The organism is Streptomyces sp. NBC_00704 (genome assembly GCF_036226605.1).
Lineage (GTDB): Bacteria > Actinomycetota > Actinomycetes > Streptomycetales > Streptomycetaceae > Streptomyces.
Genome location: NZ_CP109000.1, coordinates 1233702 through 1249534, shown reverse-complemented (window position 1 = coordinate 1249534; position 15833 = coordinate 1233702). Strand labels below are relative to the sequence as shown.

Sequence of the window (15833 nt, the reverse complement as noted above, 5' to 3'; positions counted from 1 at the left end):
CGCCCGTCCGTCGCCCGTCGGGTCCTGTCGGCCGTGCGTCGCCCGCCGGGGTCGGTGGGCCCGTGCGTCGCCCGTCGAGGTCGGTGCGCCTGTGCGGGGGCCGCTGGTCCCTGCCCGCCGCTCGCGGGGTCCTGTCGGCCGGGGTGGGACGAGACCGTCTGTGCCCCCACCGGATCGCGCGGGGGCCGATGTGTGTGCGGGCGGCTCTGTTCGCCGGGCGGGTCGTGGTGCGTTCTACGCCGTCGCCACGGCCACTTCGGTCGCCTTGATCAGCGCCACGACGTCGGAACCCACGAAGAGCCCCAGGTCGGTCGCCGCCTCCTTGGTGATCACCGCCGTGAGCAGGGCGCCCTCCAGCGTGATCTTCACCGAGGCCATGACCTCGCCCACGGTGAGTCCGGTGATCGTGCCGGGGAGCCGGTTGCGGATGGACAGGCCGGCGACCTGCCCGGCGGCCAGGGCCACCTCGGTCGACTTCACCAGGGCGTGCACGGCGGTGCCCGGGGCGAGACCGAGCTGGTGCGCGGCCTCCAGGGTGATGGCCGCCGTGAGGTCCTGCCCTCCGTCGAGGCGGATCCTGACGGTGGCCATGACCTCGCCTGTCTGGACGGCGGTCACGGTGCCGGGGAGCTGGTTGCGGATGCTCATGGTCATGAGCGCCACCGTAGAGCCCTTGGTGCCTTATGTCTGGTATGCGGGTTTGTGTGCCGTAGTCACTCCCAGGGTGCGGGCGGTGGCCGGGCGGGGTGCGGCCGCCGGTCCCGGTCGGGAACCTTCCTGTCCGGGCATGCGGTTCCGTGGATGGTTTCGGCCATCGCGTGGGCGGTGGGCGCCGGTGTGAGCGGAGGGTGACGTTCTGGGGCGTGCGTGCCGGGGCGAGGGAGTCCCGTGTGGTGTCTGTGCTGCTCATGGGCCGGTCTGAGTCGGCGGCCGGAACACTCAGCGTCACGTCGGGCGGCGGGAGGGGGACCGACCGGTGTCGATCCCGGTGCTCTTCGGTTCCGTAATGTTCGCCCATTGATCCGAATGTTTCGATGTGATCAAGGGCCGCTGCTCACGCCGGTTTCCGAACTGGGCTCCATATTGGCTGCGTTCAAGGGGTTGCCTCGCGTTGGAGGGTGTCTCTAGGGTGCGGCAGCAGCGAAGCTTTCTGGATCTCGTTCGAAACTTTCGATCTATCAAGGAGCGCATGATGGGCGACCCGGCACTCTCCCGCCGCGGCTTTCTGGCGGCCTCCGCCGCGGCCGGTGTCAGCATGACGGCACTGAGCGCCTGCGGCGGCGACTCGGACGGAGGGTCGTCGGGCGGAACGACCACCATCGAGTGGTGGAACATCTCCACCACTCAGCCGACGAAGGACGTCTGGGCAGCGCTGGCCAAGCAGTTCGAAGCGCAGAACCCCAAGATCAAGGTGAAGATCGTCCAGCTGGAGAACGACGCCTACAAGTCGAAGATGACGGCGTTGACCGCCTCCGGGAAGCTTCCCGACATCTTCCACACCTGGGGCGGTGGCGTCCTGCGGCAGCAGGTCGACGCCGGGCTCGTCGAGGACCTCACCGACCGGACGAAGGGCTGGGGCGACAGCCTGCTGTCGGTCGCCCGGGAGCCGTACCTGATCGACGACAAGGCCTACGGCGTCCCGTTCGACATCGGCATGATCGGATTCTGGTACAACAAGGCGCTCTTCAAGAAGGCCGGCGTCGCTGCGCCGCCCACCACGTGGAGCGGCTTCCTCGACGCCGTGCGCAAGCTGAAGGCCGCCGGCATCACCCCGATCGCCCTGGCCGGCAAGGAGAAGTGGCCGGGCATGTACTACTGGGCCTACCTCGCGATGCGCACCGCGGGCGTCGACGCCCTGCGCAAGGCGGGCGAGGACAAGGACTTCACGGGCGACGGGTTCGTGCAGGCCGGACAGCATCTGCAGGACCTCGTGGACCTGCAGCCGTTCCAGAAGGGCTACCTCGGCGCCGCCTACTCCAGCCCCACCGGTCAGGCCGCGGCGGTCGGCAACGGCAAGGCGGCGATGGAGCTCATGGGTCAGTGGGCGCCGGTCGTGGAGGCCGACGCGGGCAAGGGGCTCGGCGCGAACCTCGGGTTCTTCCCCTTCCCGGCGGTCGACGGCGGCAAGGGCGTCATCACCGAGGTGTTCGGCGGAGGCGGCGGGCACGCGCTGCGCAAGGGCGCCCCGCAGGCGGCCGTCGAATTCCTGAAGTTCTTCGCCTCCGCCGCCACGGACACCACCCTGGTCAAGAAGACCGGCGTGCTGCCCATCGTCCCGGCCGCGGAGAGCGCCCTCACCGACCCCAACATCAAGGCCGTCCAGGCGCAGTTGAAGGGCGCCACCGGATTCCAGCTCTATCTGGACCAGGCGTACGCGCCCGCCCTCGGCCAGGAGGTCAACGACAGCGTCGCCGCTCTGATATCCGGCTCGAAGTCGCCCCAGCAGGTCGCCCAGTCGATCACCAAGGTCGCGAAGGAAGAGCAGTAGCCGGCGATGACCTCCACCTTCCTCCCGGACAAGCGCAGCGGTCCGGACATCACGCCCGCCCCTCCCGTCGCCGGCGCGGGCCGGGGACGGGCGCGGCGGCGGGCGCTGCACTGGCTCACCGCCGTCGCCTTCCAGGTGCCGGCGCTGGCGCTGTTCGGCACGCTCGTGCTGCTGCCGATGCTGTTCGCGCTGTACGCCGCGTTCTTCCGCTGGGGCGGCTTCGGCATGCCCGAGGACTTCGTCGGCGGCGACAACTTCACCCGCCTCTTCCAGGACCCGGTGTTCCTGGGCGACCTGTGGCGCTGCCTGCTGCTCGTGGGCCTCTCGCTGGTGCTGCAACTGCCGTTCGCGCTCGCCCTGGCCGTCGCGCTCAACCAGCGCATCCGCGGCCGGGCCGTGTACCGGATGCTGTTCTTCGCGCCGTACATCCTCTCCGAGGCGATCACCGGCGTGCTGTTCAGCATGATCTTCGCCCCGGACGACGGTCTCGCCGACCACGTGCTGGGGGCCGTCGGCCTGGACGGGGCGGGCGGGCAGTGGTTCGCCGACCCCTCCACCGTCATGGCGACCCTCTTCCTGGTCATGACGTGGAAGTACTTCGGCTTCCACATGATGCTCTACCTGGCCGGACTCCAGTCCATCCCGGCCGAGTTGACCGAGGCGGCCCTGATCGACGGAGCGGGCCCCTGGCAGCGCTTCCGCAACGTCACCCTGCCGCTGCTGGCGCCGACCCTGCGCATCAGCGTGTTCCTGTCCGTCATCGGCGCGATCCAGCTCTTCGACCTGGTGTGGGTCATCACCGCGGGCGGGCCCGACCACCACTCGGAGACCCTGGCCGTGACCATGTTCCAGTACGGCTTCAAGCGCTACCAGGTCGGCTACGCCAGCGCCATCAGCGTGGCCATGTTCGGCATCTGCCTCGTCTTCGCCCTCGCCTACCAGCGGTTCGTGCTCCGCCGCGACCTCCAGGGCGCCACCACGACCATGCGAGGAGGCGGCTCGTGAGCGTCGTCAAGACCGGTCCCGCGGCCCGCGGGACCGACCGGGGATCCCGCCGCGGCGACCGGGCGGCGCCCGCGGGCGGCCGGGGCGTCCGGTCCCTGCCGCTGCACCTGGTGCTCGGGATCGCCGGCGCGGTGATGGCCGTACCGCTCGTCTACGCGGTGCTGTCCGGCTTCAAGTCCACCGACCAGCTCTCCCGCAACCCCATCGGGCTGCCCGACCCGTGGGTCCCCTCCAACTACACCGACATCCTCGGCTCCGGCTCGTTCTGGCGGCTGGTCGGCAGCAGCACCCTCATCGCGGTGGGGACGACCGTCGTCGTCGTCGCCGTGTCCGCGCTCGCCGCGTTCTCCTTCGCCCGGTTCGCCTTCCGCGGGCGGGAGGTGCTGTTCACCCTGTTCACGATGGGGCTGATGTTCCCCTTCGCGGTGGCGGCGCTGCCCCTGTTCCTGCTGCTGCGCTCCTTCGGGCTGCTGGACAATCCGCTCGGCGTGATCCTGCCGCAGGCGGCGTTCGGACTGCCGGTGACCATCGTCATCCTGCGCGGCTTCTTCCGGGAGATCCCCGCCGAGCTGGAGGAGGCGGCCACCCTGGACGGCTGCGGGCCGCTCGGCTTCTTCTGGCGGATCCTGCTGCCCATGGCCAGGCCGGCCCTCGGCACGGTGTCCGTCCTCGCCGTCGTCGGCAGCTGGAACAACTTCCTCCTGCCGCTGCTGGTCTTCAACGAGCCCACCTGGTGGACCGTGCCGATCGGCGTGCAGCAGTTCCAGGGCCAGTACTCCGCCGAGTACGCCCGCGTGTTCGCCTACCTCGTCCTCGCCATGGTTCCCGCCCTGGCCTTCTACTCCGTCGCCGAGCGCCAGCTCGTCGGCGGTCTCGCCGCCGGCGCCACCAAGGGATGACGCGCGCCCGCGGACCGTACGGCTCACACCCACCCGACGTGAGGAGTCGCACCATGCCCAGAACCATGCCCGGAACAGCAGTCCGTACCCGGCTCGGGCTCGCCGGAGCCCTCGCCGCCGTGCTCGTCGCCGCCGGGGCCGTCGCCGGGCCGGCCGCCCAGGCGCACGAGCGGCCGGGCCACGGGAAACCGCAGCCCACCCTCGCCGAACTCGCCCAGCGCCACGGACGCTACTTCGGCAGCGCCACGGACAACCCCGAACTGACCGACGCCGCCTACACGAAGATCCTCGGCCGCGAGTTCGACATGATCACCCCCGGCAACGGCATGAAGTGGTACGCCACCGAGCCTCAGCAGGGCGTCTACGACTGGACGGCGGGCGACGAGATCGTCGCCCTCGCGCGGGGGCACCGCCAGAAGGTCCGTGCCCACACCCTCGTCTGGCACAGCCAGCTGCCCGACTGGGTCACCGGCAGGCAGTGGACGCCGGACGAGCTGCGCGCCGTCCTGAAGAAGCACATCCAGACCGAGGTGCGCCACTACCGGGAGAAGGTCTACTCCTGGGACGTCGTCAACGAGGCGTTCAACGAGGACGGCACCTACCGGGAGACGGTGTTCTACAAGACGCTCGGCCCCGGCTACATCGCCGACGCCCTGCGCTGGGCCCACGAGGCCGATCCCCGGGCGAAGCTCTACCTCAACGATTACAACATCGAGGCCGTCGGCCCCAAGAGCGACGCCTACTACGCCCTGGCGAAGGAGCTGAAGGCCCGGCACGTCCCGCTGGACGGCATCGGCCTTCAGGCCCATCTCGCCCTGCAGTACGGCTATCCGACGACGCTCCCGGACAACCTGCGGCGGTTCGCCCGGCTCGGCCTGGACACCGCGCTCACCGAGGTCGACGTGCGCATGCTGATGCCCGCGACCGAGGAGAAACTGGCCCAGCAGGCCGACTGGTACCGGGATCTGACGAAGGCGTGTCTCACGGTGCGGCGCTGCGTCGGCGTCACCATCTGGGACTTCACCGACAAGTACTCCTGGATACCCGCCGTGTTCCCCGAGGAGGGGGCCGCACTGCCCTGGGACGAGCAGCTGGCGCCCAAGCCGGCCTACGGGGCGATCCGGGAGGCGCTCAACTAGCCGCGCGCGGCGACGCGGTGCTCGACCGCACCACCAGCTCCGTGCCCAGTTCCACCCGCGGCGAGTCGGGGCGCTCGCCGCGGGCCAGGCCGAGGACCGTGCGGGCGGCGAGCTTGCCCATGTCGGCGAGGGGCTGGCGGACCGTCGTCAACGGCGGGGCCGACCAGCGCACTTCGGGCAGGTCGTCGAAGCCGACCACGCTCATGTCCTCCGGGGCGCGCAGGCCGCGCCGGCGCAGCGCCTCGATCGCGCCGAGGGCCATCTGGTCGCTCGCCGCGAACACGGCGGTGGGCGGTTCGGGCAGGTCCAGCAGGGCGGCGCAGCCGGTGAATCCCGACTCGGGGCGGAAGTCGCCGGGGACGACGAGGCGTTCGTCGACGGCGAGGCCGGCCGCCTCCAGGGCGGCGCGGTACCCGTCGAAACGCGCCCGGGAGCACAGCAGTCTGGGCGGGCCGGCGATCAGGCCGATCCGGCGATGGCCCAGCGACAGCAGGTGTTCGGTGGCCGCGAGGCCGCCGGACCAGTTGGCCGCGCCGACGGTCGGGGTGTCGTCGGCGGGAGACCCCATCGGGTCGACGACCACCAGCGGGACGCCGAGGATGCGCAACTGCTCGTGCAGGGTGGGTTCCAGCGCCGAGGTGACGAGGACGACGCCGTCGGAGGCGCGGGAGCGCAGATTGCGCATCCACTCGCGGGCGTCGCCCGAGCGGCCGTGGATCGCCGAGACAACCGTGCCGGCGCCGGCCGCGTGGGCGGCCTCCTCGACGCCCCGGATGATCTCCACCGCCCAGGGGCTGTCGAGGTCGTTGAACACGAGGTCGATCAGCGTGGCGCGGGCCGGGGAGGCGGCGGGGCGCTTGCGGTAGCCGTGCAGGCGCAGCAGGTCCTCGACCCGGGCGCGGGTCTGCGGGGAGACGTCGGAGCGGCCGTTGACCACGCGGGACACGGTCGGCACGGAGACTCCGGCCCGGCGGGCTATCTCCGTGATCGTGACCCTGCCTCCGGACGCGGGTGCCCTGTCCTGTGTCGTCACTTCCCCCACCTCCGTCACCGCGCTCCGGCCGCCGCGCCGAAACTTCCAGGAGTCTTCCGGAAGACGTGCCGCCGTGGGAAGACGTCCGGGGCGGCGCTCGGGAGGCCGAAGAGCGACGGCGACGCGACGACGACGCGACGACGGTAAGGCGACGGGACGACGACGGAGGGACGACCCGAGGGCACGGCGATCGGGGCCGGTCTGCCTGGGCCAGGGCTGCGAGGGGCGGCTCGGGGCGACGACGGGGGAGCCTTCGGGGGTGGCGCCTGAGGAGCGGAGCGGTGGGCGCAGTCGCCGCGGAGCCGGGGGACTACGGGGAGTGAAGGGCCGCGGACACGCGTCGGGGCCGGTGCGCGGAGGGATCCGCGGCCGGCCCCACAGGGCTGCGGACGGCGGTGCCGCGCCGTCCGCCGGGCTTCAGGCGGCGGTCACGACCCGGTGGGGGGCGATGACCCTGCCGTCCGGCAGGAGCTCACCGGTGTCCTCGAAGAGCAGGACGCCGTTGCACAGCAGACTCCAGCCCTGTTCCGGGTGGTGCGCCACGAGACGGGCGGACTCCCTGTCGGCCGAGGTCGCTGACGGGCACGGTGGCTGGTGCTGGCACATGGATGGGAACTTCCGCTCTTGCGTGATGAGTGAGGTGGATGTCGTGTCGGTGGTGTCTGTCACGCGGCTTGAAGCGTCGTTCATGGCCGCCCCCCGTTGTGATAAGTCGTCGGAACCCAGTGTTGCCCCACGGAGGTCTTTCCGCAGGGATTTCGCGGCACCGCTTCTCACAGGTTCATGACGCGTCACCCACGCGGGCGGTTCATCCCCACCGCACTGTCACTTCGGGTGGTTTCCGGTGGCCGGATAGGGCTAGTCCCACCGGCCCGGCCCGCTCGGCCCGCCGCGTCCGGCACGGCCGTACCCCGTCGCCGGGGCCGCGGCGGCGGGGTACGGGACTCGGGGTGTCGGGCGCGGGCGGTGCGGGCCGGGCCGGGATGGGTCAGGCGGGGGAGCCGAGGAGCGGCGGAGGCGCCGGGGCCACGCGAAGCGTGAGCACCGGGAGGAGTTCGGCGACGCGGTGCGGGCGGTGGGCGGCGATGCCGGGGGGCGCCGGGGCGAGCGGGATCAGCAGATCGGTCGGGTCGGGGCGCCCCGTGGTGCCGTCGGAGGCGCAGTCGCCGTGCAGCCAGAGGGTCAGCATGTAGAGCCCGGGCACCGAGAGCAGCCGGGCCTGGTACGGCTGGGCCGCCGACTCGGCCTGGCGCAGGGCGCGTTCGGTGGAGGCGATGTAGGGGCCCTCGAAGAAGTGCGAGAACGTCCAGCCGTCCGGGGTGAGCCGGGTCTCGGCCGCGGCCACGGCGCGCTCGTCGCAGCGGATCAGGAAGCGCCAGCCGGCCAGCCGGGTCTCGGCCACGCCCTGCGCGCCGATCGCGTCCAGTACGTGCAGGGGCAGCGGATGGTCCGGGACGGCCTCCTGCCGGGCGGTGCGCAGGGCGGGCGTGCGAATCTCACGGACCGCGGTGGGGGAACCGAGTGCCGTGAGGACGGAGCGCAGGGCGGGCGCGGGAGCCGGGGGGACATGCAAAGGCATGGTGGGTCGCCTCTCATTCGACAGGCACGGTGGCGCGAGGGCGGGGGCGGACGGCGCTGTCAGCTAGCTCTCGGGGGGTCGGAGAGGCGGGGGCCCGGCCTGGGGGCTCGGGTGCGCGAGCGGCCTGCCGTCACCTCGACGACAGGCTCCTTCGACCGTGGGCGCCAACCTTCTCTGCCTTGTCCGCGGAGTTTATACGACATGTGTTCAGACGGTGTTTCGTCTAGTCGATCCGCGGATATCCGGCAAGGGTTCATCCGGTCGCCGATACGCGGAAATCGTCCCGGTTCACCGGGGGCCATACCGTGGTGACCTCGCATTATGCGCGCGTAGCGGTCGGCCCATTCTCGTCGGCGTTTTTCACGAGACCTTGATGAGTGAAAGCGCCTCCTGCCGCATGCCCGGGGAATGTGCCATGGGAACGCGGCGGACGGATTTCGGTCAGCGTAGCGGGTGCCGGGGGCGGCCGGGGACGTTATCGATGCGCCGGGCTGGGCATCATCCTTCCTGTCAGGGACACCCGGCGGACGCAGACGGCCGGCCGCCGCACGAGGAGGGACGCTTCGATGGGCGAGAAGGTCGTGGCAGGCGCATTCGACCTGTCCGATCGTCAGCACTACCGGGACAAGCTCCGACGGTGTCTGACGGGGCTCGAGCGACTGCTGGCCCAGAAGCGCTTCGACCGCCCCAAGAACCTCATGGGACTTGAGATCGAACTGAATCTGGCGGGCGCGGACGGTCAGCCGAAAATGTTGAACGGCGAGGTACTGGAGAGGATCGCGAGCCGGGATTTCCAAACAGAACTCGCCATGTTCAACCTGGAAGTCAACATAGCCCCACACCGATTGGGCGGCCGGGTATTCGACAGGCTCGCGGAGGAAATCAGCACGTCGCTGGCATATGCCCACCGAAAGGCGGGCGAGGTCGACGCCGGAATCGTGATGATCGGTATTCTGCCGACGCTCGACCGGGACGACCTGGTGTCGACCAACCTTTCCGACGTCGACCGTTACACCCTCCTCAACGACCAGATCGTCGCCGCGCGCGGCGAGGACTTCGCCCTGGAGATCGACGGGGTCGAGCGGCTGTCGTGCACCTCGAAGTCGATCGTGCCCGAGGCGGCCTGCACCTCCGTGCAGCTCCACCTCCAGGTCACGCCCGCCCGCTTCCCCGCGGTGTGGAACGCGGCGCAGGCGGTGACCGCGCCGCAGATCGCCGTCGGCGCCAACTCTCCCTTCCTGTTCGGTCACGAGCTGTGGCGGGAGTCGCGTCCCCCGCTGTTCCAGCAGGCCACCGACACCCGGCCGCCGGAACTCCAGGCGCAGGGCGTGCGGCCGCGGACGTGGTTCGGGGAGCGGTGGATCAGCTCGGCCCACGAGCTGTTCGAGGAGAACCTGCGCTACTTCCCGCCGCTGCTGCCGATCTGCGACGACGAGGACCCGCTGGAGGTCCTGGACGCCGGCGGGGTGCCCTCGCTCGCCGAACTCGTGCTGCACAACGGCACGGTGTACCGCTGGAACCGGCCCGTCTACGGCATCGCCGACGGCGTTCCGCACCTGCGGGTGGAGAACCGGGTCCTGCCCGCCGGGCCGACCGTGACGGACGTGATCGCCAACGCGGCCTTCTACTACGGCCTCGTGCGGTCGCTCGCGGAGGAGTCCCGGCCGGTGTGGTCCCGGCTGCCGTTCGAGACGGCCGCCGCCAACTTCGAGGCGGCCTGCCGCGACGGGATCGACGCGCGCCTGCAATGGCCCCGGCGTGGCCGGCTCGGCGGCCTGGTCGAGGTGGACGCGGTGAGCCTCGTCCGGGACGAGCTGCTGCCGCTGGCTGAGGCGGGGCTGGACGCGTGGGGCGTGGAGCCCGCCGACCGCGACCTGTACCTGGGGGTCATCGACGAGCGCTGCCGGCGGCGCGTCAACGGCGCGACCTGGCAGGTGGCCACGTTCCACCGGGCGCTGGAGACCGGCCTGTCCCGCGAGGCGGCGCTGGCCGCGACCACCCGGCGCTACGCGGAGCTGATGCACCTCGGGGAGCCCGTCCACACCTGGCCCGTGGGCACGCCGGAACCCGCCGCCCTGGGGTGAGCCGGGGGAGCCGTCGCACAGCCGCGACGACGTGCCACGTCCAGGGACGGCCGTCGGCAGCCGGGCGCGGCTGACGCTTCCTGCGCCGCGCGACGTCCACGGGCGGCCGCTCGTGCCCGGACGCGGCTGACATCCCGCTGCGTCCGCGGGGCCCGACCCGACCCGGCCCGGCCCGACCCGACCTGGCCCGACCCGACCCGACCCGACCTGGCCTGGCCTGGCCCGACCCGACCTGGCCTGGCCTGGCCCGACCCGACCCGACCCGACCCGACTCGACCTGGCCTGGCCTGGCCTGGCCCGGCCCGGCCCGGCCTGGTCAGGTCCTGGCGGGGACAGCGGATCGGGCGGCGCCTTCGGGCAGCGGAGTTCGGGCACCCGCGCCGGGCCGGGGCGGAGCGGCGGCGGAACGACGGCGGAAGCGCCGCGGAGCGGCGAACCGAGGGAACGGCGGGGGAGGCGGGTGGCCCCTGCCGTTCCGACTCCGGGCGCCCGTCGGGGGCGACGCGCCCGTCACCCGTCGGAGGGCCGTCACGGGAGTGGCGCGGTGTGGCGGGTGGGGGAGAGGGGGCGCGAGTGGGTGGGGTGGCGGGGGCGCTGCCGATCGTCCGGGGCTCATCGGGCAAGCTGTGACGTCCCAGGACGGTGCCGCCCACCCTGTCGGCCACCACGGCGGTTCCCGCCGTACGGCAGGCGCGGGGAGGGGGGCGAGTGTGCAGGTGGAGGCGGTACGTTGACGGATTCCCTTCCGCGGGACGCGCTCTCGCGACGGATGCTCCGGGACGAGACGCTCCTCGTCCTGGGGCTCTCGCTCGGCGCGAGCGGTGTGTCCGCGCTGATCAGCTTCGTCGGATCCGTCACCAAGCCGGGGGGCCTGAAGGATCAGGCGGCGACGCTCAACGCCTCCGCCGCGCCGGGCCGGCCCTGGCTGGATCTCGCCTGGCAGCTCTTCGGGATCGCCTCGGCGCTCGTCCCCGTCGCCCTCGTCGCGCACCTCCTGCTGCGCGAGCCCGGCGGACGCGGGCTGCGCACGCTCGGCTTCGACCGCACCCGGCCCCGGCCGGACCTCGGCCGCGGGGCGGTGATCGCGGCGGTGATCGGCAGCACCGGCATCGCCTTCTACCTGGCCGCGCGCGGCCTCGGCTTCAACCTCACGGTGGTGCCGGAGGCCCTTCCGGACGTCTGGTGGAAGTACCCGGTGCTGATCATGTCCGCGCTGCAGAACGCGATCCTCGAAGAGGTCATCGTGGTCGGGTATCTGCTGCGCCGACTCGGCGGGCTGGGCTGGACGCCGGGCACCGCGCTCGTGGCCAGCGCGGTGCTGCGCGGCTCGTACCACCTCTACCAGGGCATCGGCGGCTTCATCGGCAACATGGTGATGGGCGTCGTCTTCGTCCTCCTCTACCGGCGGTGGGGACGGGTCGGTCCGCTCGTGGTGGCGCACTCCCTGCTCGACATCGGTGCCTTCGTGGGGTACGCGCTGCTCGCGGGGAAGGTGGGGTGGCTCCCGACGGCGTGAGCCGCCCCTGCGCCTGCGACCTGCGTGAGCCGCCCCCTGCGCCCGCGGAGCGTTACCAGGCGAGCAGTTCCCCCTCGATGACGGTGACCGCGCGGCCGGTCAGCAGCGTGCGGTCGCCGCGCAGCGCGGTGCGGACGCGGCCGGAGCGGGGCGACGCCTGCAGTCCGGTGAGGTCGGGGCGGCCGAGCCGCTCGGACCAGAACGGGGCGAGCGCGGTGTGGGCGCTGCCCGTCACCGGGTCCTCGTCGATGCCGACGTTGGGGAAGAAGCACCGGGAGACGAAGTCGTATCCCCGGGCCGGGTCCTCGGCGCGGGCGGTGGCGATGACGCCGCGGCTCGAGTAGGCGGCCAGCTCCCGGTGCCGGGGCCGCAGCGCGTGGACGGTCTTCTCGTCGGCCACCTCGATCAGCAGGTCGCCCACCTGCGGGCCGGTGTCGAAGCAGGCGAGCGGCTCGGCGCCGAGGGCGTCGGAAACGCCGGCCGGGATCTCCGTCGGCGTCAGCGGGGCGGTCGGGAAGTCCAGGGTGAGCGAGCCGTCCTCGGCGGGCGTGGCGACCAGGACGCCGCTGCGGGTCGCGAAGCGCACCGGTCCCTCGTGCGCGCCGGTCGTGCGCAGGACGTGGGCCGCGGCGAGCGTGGCGTGGCCGCACATGGCGACCTCGGCGACCGGCGTGAACCAGCGCAGCGCCCAGTCGGCCCCGCCGCCCCCGGGAAGCGGGTGGGCGAACGCCGTCTCGGCGTGGTTGACCTCCAGGGCCACGTTCTGCAGCTTGGCGTCGTCCGGGAAGGCGTCCGCGTCCAGGAGCAGGACCCCGGCCGGGTTGCCGGCGAACGGGCGGTCGGTGAAGGCGTCGACGATGTGAATCCGCATGCCGTCGACGCTAGGGGGTCGCCGCGGCCCCGCGCCAAGGCCAATCCACCAGTCCTGGACCCCGTCCGCCGGCATTCCGCCGGTCGCCCGTCCCCGTCCCCGCCAGCACCGCGCCCCAGTTGCACCCGTACCGGCCCGCGCCCGTCCGGCCCGCATCGCGCCGCGCCCGCGCCCGTCCGGCCCGCGCCCGTCCGTCCCGCGCCCGCACCCGTCCGTCCCGCGCCGCGCCTGCCCGGTCCGCGCCGGGACCCGTCCGCACCGCGCCCCGCCCGCATCGGGACTCCCTCGCACCGCTCCCCGCCCGCAGCGGGCCCCCTCGCACCGCGTCCCGCCCGCAACGGGGTCCCCTCGCACCGCTCCCCGCTCGCAGGGCGGCGTCGGGCGAAGGCTGGGATATTGGGGGAGGAGCGCAGCGCCATCCAGCAGCTCAGGACAGGGGCGGTGAGCGCCATGAGCGAGCCCGAGGAGAGCGACGCCGCACACTCGGCGCCGGACGCGGATCCCCAGGGGGATCCGTTTCTGCGCACCCGGTTCGTGATGCCGGCCCGGCCGGTGGCGTTCCTTCGGCGCGAGCGGCTGGTCAGCCATCTCGACCGGGCCCTGCGGACACCGCTGACCATGGTCAACGGCCCGGCGGGGGCCGGCAAGACGCTGCTGGCGGCCGACTGGGCCGCCGCGCGCGAGACGCCCGTCGCCTGGCTCACCACCGACGCCGCGGGACAGAAGCCGGGCGTGTTCTGGGCGTACCTGCTCGAGGCCCTGCGCACGTCCGGCATGCCCCTGCCCGCCGGGATCGGCTGCCCGGCCGACGCGGGCCGGGCGCCCCCGACGCTGCTCGCACGGCTGGCCGCCGAGCTGAGCGCCCTGGACCGGCCGGTCGTCGTCGTCCTCGACGAGTACGACCGGGTGACGGACCCGGAGATCGCCGAACAACTGGAGTTCGTGCTGCACCACGCCGGCGACGGGCTGCGTCTCGTGCTCGTCACCCGCACCGAGCCGCTGCTGCCGCTGCACCGCTACCGGGCGGCCGGGGCCCTGACGGAGATCCGGGGCGCGGAACTCGCCTTCACCTGCGAGGAGGCCGCCGCACTGCTGGAACTGCACGGACTGCGCCTCCCGGAACCCGCCACCCGGGGGCTCGTGGAACGCACCCGTGGCTGGGCAGCGGGCCTGCGGCTGTGCGCCCTCGCCGCACGCGAGAGCCCCGATCCGCAGACCTACCTCAAGGAGTTCGAGGCCGACCGCACCTCGGTCGCCGACTTCCTGCTGGCGGAGGTGCTCAGACGGCAGCCCGCCCCCACCCAGGACCTGCTGCTGCGGGTCAGCGTCCTCGACCGGTTCCGCCCGGACCTGGTCAACGCGCTCACCGGCCGGACCGACGCCGAGCCCATCCTGGCCGGTCTGTGCCGCGCGAACGCCTTCGTCGAACACCTGGAACAGGACTGGTACCGCCTGCATCCGCTGTTCGGCGAGATCCTCCGGGCGCATCTGCGGGTGCGTGCGCCGGGGCTGGAGACCGAACTCCACCGGCGGGCCGCACGCTGGCTGCGGGACTCGGGCTCGCTCACGGAGACGCTGGGGCACGGCGCCGCCGCGGGCGACTGGCAGTTCACCGCGGACGCGCTGGTCGACGACCTCGCCATCGGCTGGCTCTTCGCCGGCCTGCGCACGGACGAGCTGGGCGAACTCTTCTCCCGGATGGGGCCGGAGGCCGCGGGCCCCGCCGCCGAACTGGTGCGGGCGGCCCGCGAACTGGGGCGGCACGAGGTCGACCGCGGTCTGGGTCATCTGCGCCGCGCGGAACAGGGCCTGTCGGCCGTGTCCGCCGGGACGGCGACGACGGCGGGCGCGGCCGCCGGGCTCGGAGAGCGGCTCGCGGGCGCGCCCGGCCCGGTCACCGGGTGGGGCCCGCCCGGCGGCGAGCCCGCACAGGCGCAGGCCCGGCTGACCTGGGCGCTGCTGGAAGCGCTGGCGGCCCGGCTGACCGGCGCGCCCGCCCGCGCGGAGCTGGCCGCGACGGCAGCCGAGACGCTGCGCGGCGAAGTCCCGGCCCACCTGCTCGACCGCCACCCCGAACTCCTCGCCCTCCTGCTCGCCCACCTGGGCTCCGCGCGCCTGTGGGCCGGACGGTTCGAGGACGCGCACGCCGCCCTGACGGGAGCGGCGGGGACCGTCCCCGGGGCCTCCACGGCGCTCGCCCGCGAGGACTCGCTCGGCCGGCTGGCGCTGATCGACTACCTGGACGGCAGGCTCGCCGGGGCGGAGCGCACGGCGCGCGCCGCGCTGACCGAGACGGAGCGCTACGGCCTGCCCCAGGCGTCCGGTTCCGGCATGGGACGGCTGGTGCTGGCCGCCGTCGCCGTCGAGCGTGACGACCTGGACCGGGCGCAGGCCTTCCTCGCGGAGGCGGCGCAGCCGCACCCCGCGCTGCTGGACCCCGTCATGGAGGCGGGCCGGGCCATCGCCACCGCCCGTCTCCAGCTGGCCCGCGGGGACATCGGGGCCGCGCTCGCGACAGCCGAGCGCACCGTGCCCGCCGCTGTCGCCTCACCCTGGGCGGAAGGCCAGACGGCGCTCGTCGTCTCCGCCGCGCATCTCGCCGACGGCCGGCCCGAGACGGCCGTCAAGGTGCTGCGGGCGCTGCACGGAGCGACCCCCGCCTGCACGGTGGCCGCCGCCCGCGCCGAACTCGCCGCCGGCCGGCCGCCGGCCGCGATCGACCTGCTCGACCGGATGAGCCCCGGCGACCGCGGTGGGCCCGCCGTGACCGTCCGGGCCCTTCTCGTGCGGGCCCAGGCCGCCGACGCGGCGGGCGACCGGGCCGCGGCGAGCCGACTCGTCGCCCTGGCGCTGCGCGAGGCCCGGCACGACGGTCTGCGGCGCCCTTTCACCGAGGCCGGACCGTGGATCCGTCCGTTTCTCGGCACGTCCACCTCGCGCGGCGGGACGGCCGACGCGCACGGGCGCGGCGTCAGGCCGTCCGACGGCCCCCCGCCCCCGCTCGTCGAGGAGCTGACCGGGCGGGAGCTCGACGTGCTGCGCAGGCTGGCCCTGACCATGTCGACGCAGGAGATCGCCGCCGATCTGTACCTCTCCGTGAACACCGTCAAGACCCACCTCAAGAGCGCCTACCGCAAGCTCTCGGCAGGCCGCCGCAACGAGGCGGTCCGCCGCGCCCGCGAACAGGGACTGCTGTGAACGGCGGCGAGGAGACCGGCC

Annotated in this window: 12 protein-coding genes; 7 read left to right on the top strand and 5 right to left on the bottom strand. The window is 73.2% G+C overall.

Translation table 11 applies throughout. The features are described 5' to 3' along the window. Positions 1-234: 234 nt before the first annotated feature. The gene (locus OG802_RS05520; protein ID WP_329407733.1) at positions 235-654 is read right to left on the bottom strand and encodes a TOBE domain-containing protein; all 420 of its coding nucleotides are present in this window, start codon (positions 652-654) and stop codon (positions 235-237) included. A gap of 538 nt (positions 655-1192) precedes the next feature. Here OG802_RS05520 and OG802_RS05515 point away from each other — a divergent pair. The 4 genes from OG802_RS05515 (at position 1193) to OG802_RS05500 (ending at position 5531) form a co-directional block, all read left to right on the top strand. Continuing rightward, positions 1193-2488 carry an extracellular solute-binding protein gene (locus OG802_RS05515; RefSeq protein WP_329407731.1) on the top strand — a complete coding sequence of 432 codons (1296 nt, stop codon included), beginning with the start codon at positions 1193-1195 and terminating at the stop codon, positions 2486-2488. A gap of 6 nt (positions 2489-2494) precedes the next feature. Next, positions 2495-3493, top strand: a complete 999-nt coding sequence (locus tag OG802_RS05510) for a carbohydrate ABC transporter permease (RefSeq protein WP_329407729.1) — start codon at positions 2495-2497, stop codon at positions 3491-3493. 134 nt (positions 3494-3627) lie between these two features. Beyond that, on the top strand, positions 3628-4392 hold the full coding sequence (locus OG802_RS05505) for a carbohydrate ABC transporter permease (protein WP_329416947.1): 765 nt from the start codon (positions 3628-3630) through the stop codon (positions 4390-4392). Positions 4393-4445: 53 nt separating this feature from the next. Next, the gene (locus OG802_RS05500) at positions 4446-5531 is read left to right on the top strand and encodes an endo-1,4-beta-xylanase (RefSeq protein ID WP_443055184.1); all 1086 of its coding nucleotides are present in this window, start codon (positions 4446-4448) and stop codon (positions 5529-5531) included. Here OG802_RS05500 and OG802_RS05495 read toward each other — a convergent pair. The 3 genes from OG802_RS05495 to OG802_RS05485 form a co-directional block, all read right to left on the bottom strand. Further along, complete coding sequence (locus OG802_RS05495; RefSeq protein ID WP_329407727.1) at positions 5524-6564, bottom strand: LacI family DNA-binding transcriptional regulator; 1041 nt, start codon at positions 6562-6564, stop codon at positions 5524-5526. The genes OG802_RS05500 and OG802_RS05495 overlap by 8 nt on opposite strands. Before the next feature lie 417 nt (positions 6565-6981). After that, complete coding sequence (locus OG802_RS05490) at positions 6982-7170, bottom strand: DUF5999 family protein (protein ID WP_329407725.1); 189 nt, start codon at positions 7168-7170, stop codon at positions 6982-6984. A gap of 382 nt (positions 7171-7552) precedes the next feature. Beyond that, positions 7553-8143, bottom strand: coding sequence for a hypothetical protein (locus OG802_RS05485; RefSeq protein ID WP_329407723.1), 591 nt, complete (start codon positions 8141-8143; stop codon positions 7553-7555). Positions 8144-8709: 566 nt separating this feature from the next. Between OG802_RS05485 and OG802_RS05480 the strand changes: the two genes are divergently transcribed. Both OG802_RS05480 and OG802_RS05475 read left to right on the top strand, forming a co-directional pair. Then, entirely contained in the window at positions 8710-10227 is a 1518-nt protein-coding gene (locus OG802_RS05480) for a glutamate--cysteine ligase (RefSeq protein WP_329407721.1), read from the top strand. Between the two features lie 769 nt (positions 10228-10996). Continuing rightward, entirely contained in the window at positions 10997-11743 is a 747-nt protein-coding gene (locus OG802_RS05475) for a CPBP family intramembrane glutamic endopeptidase (protein ID WP_329416945.1), read from the top strand. A gap of 52 nt (positions 11744-11795) precedes the next feature. Here the strand turns inward: OG802_RS05475 and OG802_RS05470 are convergent, their stop codons facing one another. Continuing rightward, the gene (locus tag OG802_RS05470; protein WP_329407719.1) at positions 11796-12614 is read right to left on the bottom strand and encodes a PhzF family phenazine biosynthesis protein; all 819 of its coding nucleotides are present in this window, start codon (positions 12612-12614) and stop codon (positions 11796-11798) included. 450 nt (positions 12615-13064) lie between these two features. On the opposite strand from OG802_RS05470, the gene OG802_RS05465 reads away from it, so the two are divergent. Then, complete coding sequence (locus OG802_RS05465; protein WP_329407717.1) at positions 13065-15812, top strand: LuxR C-terminal-related transcriptional regulator; 2748 nt, start codon at positions 13065-13067, stop codon at positions 15810-15812. Positions 15813-15833 lie beyond the last annotated feature (21 nt).